The sequence below is a fragment of the Aquimarina muelleri DSM 19832 genome, from assembly GCF_000430665.1.
Taxonomy (GTDB): Bacteria; Bacteroidota; Bacteroidia; order Flavobacteriales; family Flavobacteriaceae; genus Aquimarina; species Aquimarina muelleri.
In genome coordinates this window covers 1-10,532 of sequence record NZ_AUML01000064.1, presented here as the reverse complement: position 1 = coordinate 10,532, position 10,532 = coordinate 1, and the positions used below count along the sequence as shown (strand labels likewise).

The following is a 10,532-nucleotide window of genomic DNA, read 5'->3' as shown; positions in this document are numbered from 1 at the left end:
TTTACGTAAAAAATATAAAAGTGTTTGAAGGTTCTATAGCCACTACAATGGAATAGAACAGTAATGGTTATAATTTCACTAGCAGACATGGTAAACTTCCTATTTCTTGTCTTTTTTCCTGTAGTAAGCTGTCTTTTCTTTAAAGCAGGGTTAAAAACCTTGCAAAATTCATCAATAGAAAAGAAAATTTCAGTAATTTTATCTTTAGAAATCATAAGCAGAAATTCATTTAAATATTTGAATGTTAGATACTTAAATATAATGTTTTTCTGCTTTTTCTACAAGTAAAAACCCTTTTTTCTTACGTCGAACTCAGGTTTTTAGTCATTTTATTACTGTGTAGGTCGCAGAATCTATGTAGTGCTATACTGATATTATAACAACAATAATCTTTATTGCTTTTGAAACCTTCATAACGAATTTCTAATCTGGATTAAAACATTATTGATCTTTTACACAAAAAATAACCCTTATGGAGTTTAAACTCCATAAGGGTTATTTTGATAAATTATCTAAAAGGCAGTTTTAGTGCTACCCTATTTTTCTCTTTGCTTAAAAATTTTATTCAAACTCTTTAAGAGTTTTTATGATAATAGATACACAATCTAATAATTGTTCTTTATTCATTACCAATGGTGGTGCAAAACGAATGATATTACCATGAGTTGGTTTTGCTAATAATCCATTTTCTTTAAGAGCCATACAGATATTCCAAGCAGTATCACTTTCTTCGGAATCATTAATTAATATTGCATTTAATAACCCTTTACCTCGAACTTCTTTTGCTACTTTAGAATTTTCTATATACTTACCTAGTTCTGATCTAAATAATTCGCCAAGCACAAAAGCATTTTCTGCTAACTTTTCATCTCTAACAACTTCTAATGCGGCAATAGCAACTACTGCAGCAACTGGGTTGCCTCCAAAAGTACTTCCATGATTACCTGGCTTTATTACTTCCATAATAGAATCATTTGCCAATACTGCAGAAACTGGATAAGCTCCTCCACTTATTGCTTTCCCCAAAATCAAAATATCTGGTGAAACATTTTCATAATCTACAGCCAATAATTGCCCAGTACGAGCTATTCCTGTTTGTACTTCATCTGCCATAAAGAGTACATTATGTTTCTCACAAAGGGCTTTTGCTTTTGTTAAATACCCCTCAGAAGGAACATACACTCCAGCTTCTCCTTGAATTGGCTCTACTAAAAATCCAGCTATATTTTTATTATTTTCTAATGCCTTTTCTAATGCAGATAAATTGTCGTATTCAATTTTAATAAACCCTGCAGTATACGGTCCGAAATTTTTTCTCGCTACAGAATCATTAGAAAAAGATATAATAGTAGTAGTTCTACCGTGAAAGTTATTTTCACAAACAATTATCTGAGCTTCGTTTTCTGATATTCCTTTTTTTTCATATGCCCATTTTCTACAAAGTTTCAGTGCTGTTTCTACTGCTTCAGCACCTGTATTCATAGGTAGCAGTTTATCAAAACCAAAATACTCGGTTGCAAACTTTTCATATTCGCCTAACTTATCGTTATAAAACGCACGTGATGTTAAGGTTAGCGTTTGTGCTTGGCTTACCATTGCTCCTACTATTTTAGGATGACAATGCCCTTGATTAACTGCAGAATATGCACTTAAAAAATCATAATATTTTTTGCCTTCTACATCCCAAACATACACACCTTCTCCTTTATTTAAAACAACTGGTAGTGGGTGATAATTATGGGCTCCATACTTATCCTCTAAATCAATAGAATGTTGTGATGACTTTTTTTCTGAAATTGCCATTATTCACGGTATTAAAAATAAAACTTTACAATTCCTACTTTAACACTAAAGCCAAGGAGAGAAATCATCCTAATGAAGTTGGTCGCAAATTACTAAATATACCCCTCTTTATAAAACACTTATTAAGTTATTTTTCTTATTACAAAAGATTCTTTACTAATTTGATCTTTTTATATAACAACAGAGCAAGATCAAATAGTGTACATTCTAAAGAAACAATCTATTTCCGAAATTAGCCTAAAGTAATTAAATACTTTATTAGAATTTAATTTTCACAAAAACCAACTAACCACCTTTTTTATAATAAATAGGTTGCTTTTTTCAATTTCTTTTATAAGATATATCGAATAATTAATCAGTATTTGCTTTCTATTCTTATTTTTGCGCTATGGCAAGAAAAAATCGAAGACAAATCTTTGAAGGCGTCGAAGTTATTGATGCAGGTGCAAAGGGAAAAAGCATTGCTAAAGCACCAGATGGAAAAGTTATATTTATCAATAATGCTGTTCCTGGTGACATTATAGATGTTCAGGTAACTAAAAAACGTAAGGCATTTTATGAAGGTTCAGCAACTACATTTCATCAATTATCTGATAAGCGAGTAGATCCAACCTGTAAGCATTTTGGAACTTGTGGAGGATGTAAATGGCAGTTTATGGACTATGAACACCAATTGGCATATAAGCAAAAAGAAATAATAAATAATTTAACCAGACTAGGTAAAGTCGAATTACCCGAAGTAAGTTCTATACTAGGCTCTGAAGATCATTTTTTCTACAGAAATAAAATGGAGTTTTCCTTTAGCGACAGTAGATGGTTAACCCTTGATGAAATTAAAAGTGATTCTGAAATTAAAAACAGAAATGCATTAGGATTTCATATTCCTGGTATGTGGGATAAAATTTTAGATATTGATAAATGTTATCTTCAGGAAGACCCAAGCAATGCTATTAGAGATAAAGTAAAAGCATTTGCTACAGAAAATAATTTCGAATTTTATAATGCCCGAAATCAGCATGGTTTTCTACGTACATTAATGCTTCGAATATCTTCGACAGGCGAAATTATGGTTTTATTACAATTTTTTCATGAAGATGTAGAAAAAAGAACTCTTTTATTAGATTATATTGGTTCTGAGTTTCCCGAAATAACTTCTTTACAATATACAATTAATCCAAAAGGCAATGACACTATATATGATCAAGAGGTTATTTGCTATAAGGGTAAGGATTATATCGAAGAAGAAATGGAGGGGTTACGTTTTAGAATTAATGCTAAATCTTTTTATCAAACAAATTCTAAACAAGCATACGAATTATATAAAATAACCAGAGATTTTGCAAATTTAACTGGCGAAGAATTGGTATACGATCTATATACAGGAACTGGTACAATTGCGCAATTTGTTGCTAAAAATGCAAAAAAAGTAATTGGTGTAGAAGCTGTTCCCGAAGCTATTGAGGATGCCAAAGAAAATGCCAAACGTAATTCTATCACTAATGTAGAGTTTTATGTAGGAGATATGAAAAAGGTCTTTACAAAAAGTTTTATAGCACAACATGGTCAACCAGAAGTGGTAATTACAGACCCTCCCAGAGATGGTATGCATAAAGATGTAGTAGCACAGTTAATACATATCGCCCCACAAAAAATAGTGTATGTTAGCTGTAATAGTGCAACACAAGCACGTGATCTTGCGTTATTAGATGAAATGTATAAGGTTACTAAAGTCCAACCTGTAGATATGTTTCCTCAAACATATCATGTAGAAAATGTAGTATTATTAGAAAAAAGATAATATATGAAAATATACAAATATTTGCTATATATACTAATCGCAACATGTACTTTATCTGTAAACTATAGCTGTGAGCGGGATGATATATGTGCCGAAGGAACACCTACTACTCCATTCTTAATTATTAAATTTATAGATTTTGAAACAGGTACTTTAATAAAGGCTCCGGTAGAGCTACAAGTAAAAGCAGTTGGAGTAGAAACTCCTTTTACTTTAGGAACTGTTAGAGATTCTATTTCAATACCTTTAAGAAATAATGAATCTATAACAGAGTATGAATTTACTATAAATTCTGACACCACTAGTAATACGGATACAGACCCTGCACCGGATAAAGATATCGTAAGCTTTCAATATACAGTAAAAGAAGAATATGTAAGTAGTGCATGTGGATTTAAAGTAAATTATGAAGGACTTACTTTTTCTCCTCCAGTAACAGGAGATGATGGTAACTGGATTAAAAATATAACAATACAAAGAGAGAACATAACCGATGAAACAACTGCACACGTATTTATTTTTCATTAGTATTTTAATTTCTGGTAGTTTCTATGCGCAAGAGGAAACTAAAATTAGCGCTAAAGACACTCTTCCTCCCTCAGAAAAATATGGTTTTAGAGCAGGAGTTGATCTTGGACGATTAATTCGTACAGCTGCAGATGATAAGTATTCAGGATTTGAAATCATTGGAGATTACAGGTTCTATAAAAAATTTTATATTGCCGCAGAAATCGGAAATGAATCTCTATTAAGAGATGAAGAAAATATCAATATAAAAGGTTCTGGTAACTATATTAGAGCTGGAATAGATTATAATGTATACGATAATTGGTATGGTATGCAAAATAGCATTTATGTAGGCTTGCGTTATGGGTTTTCTACCTTTGATCAAACCTTAAACGATTATTCTATTTTTACTGGAACAAATTACTTTGGTGCAAATAAAATAACCGAAAGTATTAAAGAAAGTGGTTTAAATGCTAGTTGGATAGAATTAGTTCTTGGTATTAAAGTAGAATTAGTTAAAAATTTATATCTAGGAGCTAACGTATCTTTAAGGAGTTTAGTAAGCGAAAAAACATCTAATAGATTTGACAACCTTTATATCCCTGGATTTGGTCGTACAAACGATTTTAGTAGCATAGGGGTTGGATATGGATATTCTATTAGTTATCTCATTCCATTTTTTAAGAAAAAGAAGTAATATCATTTTAAAATTAAAATAGTATTGCCTTATATCTTATTCATGAACCTTATAGGGCAGTATTTATTTCATATGTTTCTTAAACCAGTCTGAAATTTCTTCATGACTATCAAAGTACTGAAAAGGCAGGGAGTGACTTTTTTCATTATACACTTTTAATTGATATTCTTTATTAGCTTTCTCTAGCTCTCCAGCCATTTCTATTGCATGATTTACAGATACAAAACCATCTTGTCGTGAATGTAAAATATAAATTGGGGTATTAATTTTATTTGCCCATCGTACAGCCGATCTATCCTCAATATACTGTTCTTTATGAATATCAAAATCCTTAAGAATATTACGTAAACCTTTATAATTATCTTCCTCTTTTTCTGCATCATTCCAACCATTTAAAAACACAGGACGATTTTGTATTAGCGTTTTCAAATTAGTTACTCCTCCTATTACCGCTGCCGCATTTACAGAAAGATATTTAGTCAATTTATAAGTCATCATACCCCCACGTGAAACCCCTATCATAAAAACATTCTCTAAGTCTATAAAATCAAAAACTTTTAAATACTTAAATAAAGAAATTACGTCATTAATATCGCTCCCCCCAAATTGGTCGAAAGGACCTCTTTCATTCACAAATCTATAATTAGATGCAACTACTATAAACCCTTCTTGATACCATTTATAAAAAAAAGGAAAATCTTCAGCTGAAATTTTCCCGTAATTCCCTGTTCCTCCTCTGTTATATATAATCACAGGATATTTTTTTTTACTTAATCGTAATGGTTTTGTTATAAAACCTTTTACCAAAAATTCATCGCTTTTATAATCAAATTCAAAAAAACCTACCTTCTTTTGAGAATGTGCTGTTTCATAAAAAAGAGAGTCATATAAATATTGTGTAACCTTAGACGTTTCATTATACTTTTTATTTATGAGTATCACTTTCTCATTCTTAATAGCATTTACCTGTGAAAAACATATAAAAATATTCAGTAAACATATTACTATACTATATACTTTAGTTTTCCCCATTTTTTATATTTACTTCCTCTGTACTACCTATACATTATTTATTTCAAGTTTTTTTTATTTTACACTTTTTATATGCTTTAATAAATTTCCAGTTATAATAATGAGCAATAATCAAAAAACCTGTTGCAAAAAAGTGTAAAATTCTTTCAATGAAATGATTTTCAATCAAAAAACCTGTACTAAAAAATACTAATGTAAATATGTATATAAAAACTGGTAATAACTTATTATGAAATCTTTTGTATCCATTATATAATGCTATAAATGCTATTATCAAACTTACTGTTATTAGTAAAATTTCATGAAATTCATTATTTATAAATGATAATCCAATTAAAGGAAAAAAGGGAATACAAATCGGTAAAATCATGCAATGTAACACACATAAAAACGATGCAGATAAACCTATAAAATCCCAATTTATTCGGTCTGTATTATAAATCATAGTACTAAAAAATTGATCCGTTATTTTTATTTAGAATTTAAAAAAACGCTATAAATAGCATTCATATTCCAATTCATTTCTATATAAACTTTACTTTTAAATTGAATTATCTTTTAGTAAAATTCACATAATACATAAATGCAATAATGTTGCAATAATACAAAATATTGTTTAGTATATCTATGAAAAAACAAAGTAAGATCTTACTATAAATTCTTAGTCGAAGTAATTGTAAATATCTATAATAAATTGAAATAATGATTATAAAACAGTCTATGTGAAATACTTTGTAGTAAGCAATAAAGGTAAATCATAAAATATTTAGAGACCCCCTATAAAAGAATTAACACTCCTTTACACAACCCCTTAAGAAAGTTAACACCCTAGTAGTAAATTCGCTAGGTGTATTTCTAAAAATATATTTTGTTTTCGAGTTAAGTCTCGGAGAATTGAACTCCATAATGTGGATTAAAGTATGAACGTTAAAATCTTTAAAATTCAATTCTGAAATTTTGCTTTTTTACTCCCTTCATACATTTCATATTTAACCAATTTAGCCTCTAATTTCCCATTAAAAACTTTGATTTTTCGAGAAGGTCTTAACCCTACATGTTTTAAAGCTTCCATATTCGAAGTAATAAGCCAAGCATTCGTGCCTGGATAATTTTGTTTTAATGTATCTCCTATTTGGCTATAAAATTTTTCTTCATCAATTTCTAATCTTTCCCCATAAGGAGGATTAAATACTATATGTAATGGCCCTTCTATCTCTTTAGTGCTTTCAAAAAAATCACCTTCTTTTATTTTAATATAATCATTAAGGTTAGCGTTCTCTACATTTATTATTGCTTTACGAACTGCAGATGGTGCTTTATCTACACCAATTATAGAATGATGAAAATCTCTTACTTTGTTTAAGCTTGCTTCTTCTATCTTTTCAAATAAATCTAAATCCCAATCCAACCATTTTTCAAAAGCAAATTCTTTCCTATTTAAGTTTGCAGGAATGTTACATGCAATCATTGCTGCTTCTATTGCCATTGTACCACTACCACACATAGGATCTAAAAAATCACATTGTCCATCCCAGCCAGACAGCAGTAATAAGCCAGCAGCCAAAACTTCGTTAATCGGAGCTATATTCGTTGCTGTTCTATATCCTCTATGATGTAGTGACCCCCCAGAGCTATCTAGAGATACTGTACACAAATCTTGTTGAATATGGACATCTATGGATAGATCAGGATACTCTAAATCTACATTTGGTCTCTTCCCTGTTTTCTCCCTAAATCTATCAACAATAGCATCTTTCGTTTTTAAAGATATAAATTGTGAATGATTAAAAATAGTAGAATTTACTGTTGCATGAATTGCAAAAGTTTCTTCTAAACTTAAATACTCTTCCCAATGTATGTTTTTAACAAAATCATATAAATCCTTTTCATTTCTAACCTTTTTAGAAATGATAGGTTTCAATATTTTTATAGCAGTTCGCAAACATAAATTTGCTTTATACATAAAACCTAAATCCCCATAAAAACTAACGACACGATTCCCTATTTCTACTTTCTGAGCACCTAAATCCCTAAGTTCTTTAGCTAAAATTTCTTCAAAACCGAAAAGGGTTTTAGCTACCATTTTATATAAATTATTCACTATCCTTATTTTCGTAACGAAATGATTTAAGATTTTGTTAATAACCATCAAAACTTTAAACAACTTCTATTATTAAACCGCAAAAATACATTAATTTTGCGCCCTATGCTAAAAGATTCAAAAATGTGGTATGCATCATGGTTTGATACACCATATTATCATATACTATATAAAGACAGAGATCATACAGAAGCTAAAAAATTCATGGATAACCTTACTGGATATTTAAATCTAGAAACCGATGAAAAAATTTTAGATCTGGCTTGTGGCAAAGGGCGTCACAGTATATACTTAAATAAATTAGGCTATAATGTAACTGGTGTAGATTTATCTAAAAACAGTATTGAATATGCCTCTAAATTTGAAAATGAAACTTTAAATTTTAAGGTACATGATATGTGCCAGCCATATTCAGAAAAATTTTCTGCTGTTTTTAATCTATTTACCAGTTTTGGGTACTTTGATAAAGAAGAAGATAATCTAAATACTATTAAAGCTATTAGTTCTAATTTAAACGAAAGAGGAGTTGGTGTTATCGATTTTATGAATGTAGATTATATTTTGAAAAATCTAGTCCCTGAAGAAATAAAAGAAGTAGATAATATTAAATTTCATATAAAAAGATCTTTCAAAAACGGATATATTCTTAAAGAAATTAAATTTAAAGATAATAATAATGATTTTTTCTTCACAGAACGTGTAAAAAGTATTTCATTAGAGGATTTTGAAGATTATTTCAAAAAAGCCAATATTAATTTACTTGATGTTTTTGGCAACTATCAATTGCAAAAATTTAACAAAAATACTTCTCCTAGACTTGTCTTAATTTTTAAATAGTGCAAAATTATATTTTTTCCATAGCAGCAGTGTTTATAGGGGCTTTATTCGTTTTTATTTTTAAAGCTTCTAGTCATAAAAACTTAAAGTTACTTTTAGCATTTAGTGGTGCTTTTCTTTTAGCTATTACTATCTTTAATTTATTACCAGAAGTATTTGAAAATAATCCATTCGCAAAACGAACTGGAGTCTGGATTATGGTAGGTATTTTACTTCAAAAAATTTTAGAGTATTTCTCTAAAGGTGCTGAACATGGTCATATACATTTAGATAAAGAAACTCATCAAATACCTAAATTATTATTTATAAGTCTAGGTCTACATGCAATTCTAGAAGGCTTCCCTCTACATCACACTGATGGAATACTGATGGGTATTATTATCCATAAAATCCCTATTGCAATGATCTTAACTACATTTTTATTAAACACCAAAATCAAAAAAAGTGTAATTATCTTATCTCTAATTATATTTGCTTTAATGACTCCTTTAGGAACATTCATATCAGGAAATTTTACAGTAGTTCAAAACTACTATAAAGAAATTACTGCTCTAGTAATAGGTATATTTCTTCATGTATCTACCACCATACTCTTTGAAAGTAATGAAGGCCATAAATTTAATATTACAAAACTTTTAATTATACTTCTAGCAACTATAACTGCATATTTAATTTAGTGATGTTTAGTAAAACAGATTCAAAACAGATACGGGAAGAATTCTGGACTAATTTTGGGAAAGAATACCCTAATAAATGGCTCTTGTATAATACCAAAATAAAAGATGTAACTCTTAAATTTACATTTACTACAAAAAAAGCACAAGTATCTATAGATATAGAACCACATGATCCATTAATAAAGTCTTATTACTACGATAAATTTGTTAGTTTAAAAAGCATTATAATATCAGAGTATATTCCTGATATTATTTTTGATGACAGTTATGAATTAGATAATAAAAAAATTATTTCTAGGCTTTATGTAGAACTGAACGGAGTAAGTATTCATAATAAAGTATGCTGGAAAGAAACTATGTCTTTTTTGTATGATCAAATGCTAAAATTTGAATTTTTTTTTATAGAATACAAAGATTATATTAACGATTAATTATTTGTTTTTTTTAAGTGAAAAACGGATAATCCCCAAAAATTGTATATGGATTGGTTTTATATTTTGATATTACAAAACATGAAATGCATAAAACCGTTGTTCTTCTTTATTTTTAAAAGAAGAATGATATTACAAAAGAGTTTTTATCTGGGATAATTATATCTCATGGTTTTCATAAAAAGATTACGATCCAATATTTTTCCATTATATAAACCCCATTGTAAATACAATAACTTATAAGCTATAGTACAAATGCTTTGACAGAATCTTATAATACCAAGATAAAAGCCTTCAGAGGACAGTAACTGATCTTGATTCTTAGTTTATCTGCTATTTCATTTGGTTTTATAGTATAAAAAAACCCTTCATATTTCTATGAAGGGTTTCAAGGAAGGCGGCGACCTACTCTCCCACGGATTGTAGTACCATTGGCGCTAACGGGCTTAACTTCTCTGTTCGAAATGGTAAGAGGTGAGCCCCGATGCTATAACCACCTTAAGCTTTTCCTGCGTAGGCAGGAATCTAATGAATAGATTCTGATACCCTTGCTAGGATTCCCGTCTTCACGGGAATTAATATCTTAACATATTGATTTAATATACAAGTAAAAAGAATTCCTAAAATATGCTGGTTAAAGCAATTTCCC

Annotated in this window: 10 protein-coding genes, 1 rRNA gene and 1 pseudogene; 6 read left to right on the top strand and 6 right to left on the bottom strand. The window is 29.4% G+C overall.

Translation table 11 applies throughout. The features are described from left to right. Together H527_RS24470 and rocD are read right to left on the bottom strand one after the other, a co-directional pair. A pseudogene (locus H527_RS24470) lies at window positions 1-215 on the bottom strand (IS982 family transposase); the annotation flags it as partial. Between the two features lie 346 nt (window positions 216-561). Further along, complete coding sequence (gene rocD / locus H527_RS0117980) at window positions 562-1,803, bottom strand: ornithine--oxo-acid transaminase (protein ID WP_027413962.1); 1,242 nt, start codon at window positions 1,801-1,803, stop codon at window positions 562-564. 388 nt (window positions 1,804-2,191) lie between these two features. Between rocD and rlmD the strand changes: the two genes are divergently transcribed. The 3 genes from rlmD to H527_RS0117965 are packed head-to-tail and all read left to right on the top strand — an operon-like array spanning window position 2,192 to window position 4,805. Beyond that, window positions 2,192-3,601 (top strand): 23S rRNA (uracil(1939)-C(5))-methyltransferase RlmD, encoded by a 1,410-nt coding sequence (gene rlmD / locus H527_RS0117975; RefSeq protein WP_027413961.1) that lies wholly within the window; start codon window positions 2,192-2,194, stop codon window positions 3,599-3,601. A gap of 3 nt (window positions 3,602-3,604) precedes the next feature. After that, the gene (locus H527_RS0117970) at window positions 3,605-4,129 is read left to right on the top strand and encodes a DUF6452 family protein (RefSeq protein WP_027413960.1); all 525 of its coding nucleotides are present in this window, start codon (window positions 3,605-3,607) and stop codon (window positions 4,127-4,129) included. After that, window positions 4,095-4,805 carry a DUF6048 family protein gene (locus H527_RS0117965; protein WP_027413959.1) on the top strand — a complete coding sequence of 237 codons (711 nt, stop codon included), beginning with the start codon at window positions 4,095-4,097 and terminating at the stop codon, window positions 4,803-4,805. The genes H527_RS0117970 and H527_RS0117965 overlap by 35 nt, the downstream gene beginning before the upstream one ends. 63 nt (window positions 4,806-4,868) lie before the next feature. Here the strand turns inward: H527_RS0117965 and H527_RS0117960 are convergent, their stop codons facing one another. From H527_RS0117960 to H527_RS0117950, 3 genes are all read right to left on the bottom strand, one after another. Continuing rightward, window positions 4,869-5,747 (bottom strand): alpha/beta hydrolase family protein, encoded by an 879-nt coding sequence (locus tag H527_RS0117960; RefSeq protein ID WP_162143831.1) that lies wholly within the window; start codon window positions 5,745-5,747, stop codon window positions 4,869-4,871. 133 nt (window positions 5,748-5,880) lie between these two features. Next, window positions 5,881-6,282: a MerC domain-containing protein gene (locus tag H527_RS24845; protein ID WP_027413957.1), complete on the bottom strand. Its 402-nt coding sequence runs from the start codon at window positions 6,280-6,282 to the stop codon at window positions 5,881-5,883. A 498-nt stretch (window positions 6,283-6,780) separates the two neighbouring features. After that, window positions 6,781-7,920 carry a THUMP domain-containing class I SAM-dependent RNA methyltransferase gene (locus H527_RS0117950; RefSeq protein WP_027413956.1) on the bottom strand — a complete coding sequence of 380 codons (1,140 nt, stop codon included), beginning with the start codon at window positions 7,918-7,920 and terminating at the stop codon, window positions 6,781-6,783. Window positions 7,921-8,043: 123 nt separating this feature from the next. On the opposite strand from H527_RS0117950, the gene H527_RS0117945 reads away from it, so the two are divergent. The 3 genes from H527_RS0117945 to H527_RS0117935 are packed head-to-tail and all read left to right on the top strand — an operon-like array spanning window position 8,044 to window position 9,883. Further along, window positions 8,044-8,775: a class I SAM-dependent methyltransferase gene (locus H527_RS0117945; RefSeq protein ID WP_027413955.1), complete on the top strand. Its 732-nt coding sequence runs from the start codon at window positions 8,044-8,046 to the stop codon at window positions 8,773-8,775. Then, entirely contained in the window at window positions 8,775-9,452 is a 678-nt protein-coding gene (locus H527_RS0117940) for a ZIP family metal transporter (RefSeq protein ID WP_155837943.1), read from the top strand. Before H527_RS0117945 ends, H527_RS0117940 begins: the two co-directional genes overlap by 1 nt. 2 nt (window positions 9,453-9,454) lie before the next feature. After that, the gene (locus H527_RS0117935; protein ID WP_027413953.1) at window positions 9,455-9,883 is read left to right on the top strand and encodes a DUF4268 domain-containing protein; all 429 of its coding nucleotides are present in this window, start codon (window positions 9,455-9,457) and stop codon (window positions 9,881-9,883) included. Window positions 9,884-10,275: 392 nt separating this feature from the next. Here H527_RS0117935 and rrf read toward each other — a convergent pair. Further along, window positions 10,276-10,384: ribosomal RNA gene (gene rrf, locus H527_RS0117930) — 5S ribosomal RNA — on the bottom strand. Window positions 10,385-10,532: the final 148 nt, after the last annotated feature.

Excerpts from the sequence above, each read along its gene's own strand:
- rocD (WP_027413962.1), bottom strand. The coding sequence starts at position 1,803 with ATGGCAATTTCAGAAAAAAAGTCATCACAACATTCTATTGATTTAGAG.
- rlmD (WP_027413961.1), top strand. The coding sequence starts at position 2,192 with ATGGCAAGAAAAAATCGAAGACAAATCTTTGAAGGCGTCGAAGTTATT.
- H527_RS0117970 (WP_027413960.1), top strand. The coding sequence starts at position 3,605 with ATGAAAATATACAAATATTTGCTATATATACTAATCGCAACATGTACT.
- H527_RS0117965 (WP_027413959.1), top strand. The coding sequence starts at position 4,095 with ATGAAACAACTGCACACGTATTTATTTTTCATTAGTATTTTAATTTCT.
- H527_RS24845 (WP_027413957.1), bottom strand. The coding sequence starts at position 6,282 with ATGATTTATAATACAGACCGAATAAATTGGGATTTTATAGGTTTATCT.
- H527_RS0117950 (WP_027413956.1), bottom strand. The coding sequence starts at position 7,920 with ATGGTAGCTAAAACCCTTTTCGGTTTTGAAGAAATTTTAGCTAAAGAA.
- H527_RS0117945 (WP_027413955.1), top strand. The coding sequence starts at position 8,044 with ATGCTAAAAGATTCAAAAATGTGGTATGCATCATGGTTTGATACACCA.
- H527_RS0117935 (WP_027413953.1), top strand. The coding sequence starts at position 9,455 with ATGTTTAGTAAAACAGATTCAAAACAGATACGGGAAGAATTCTGGACT.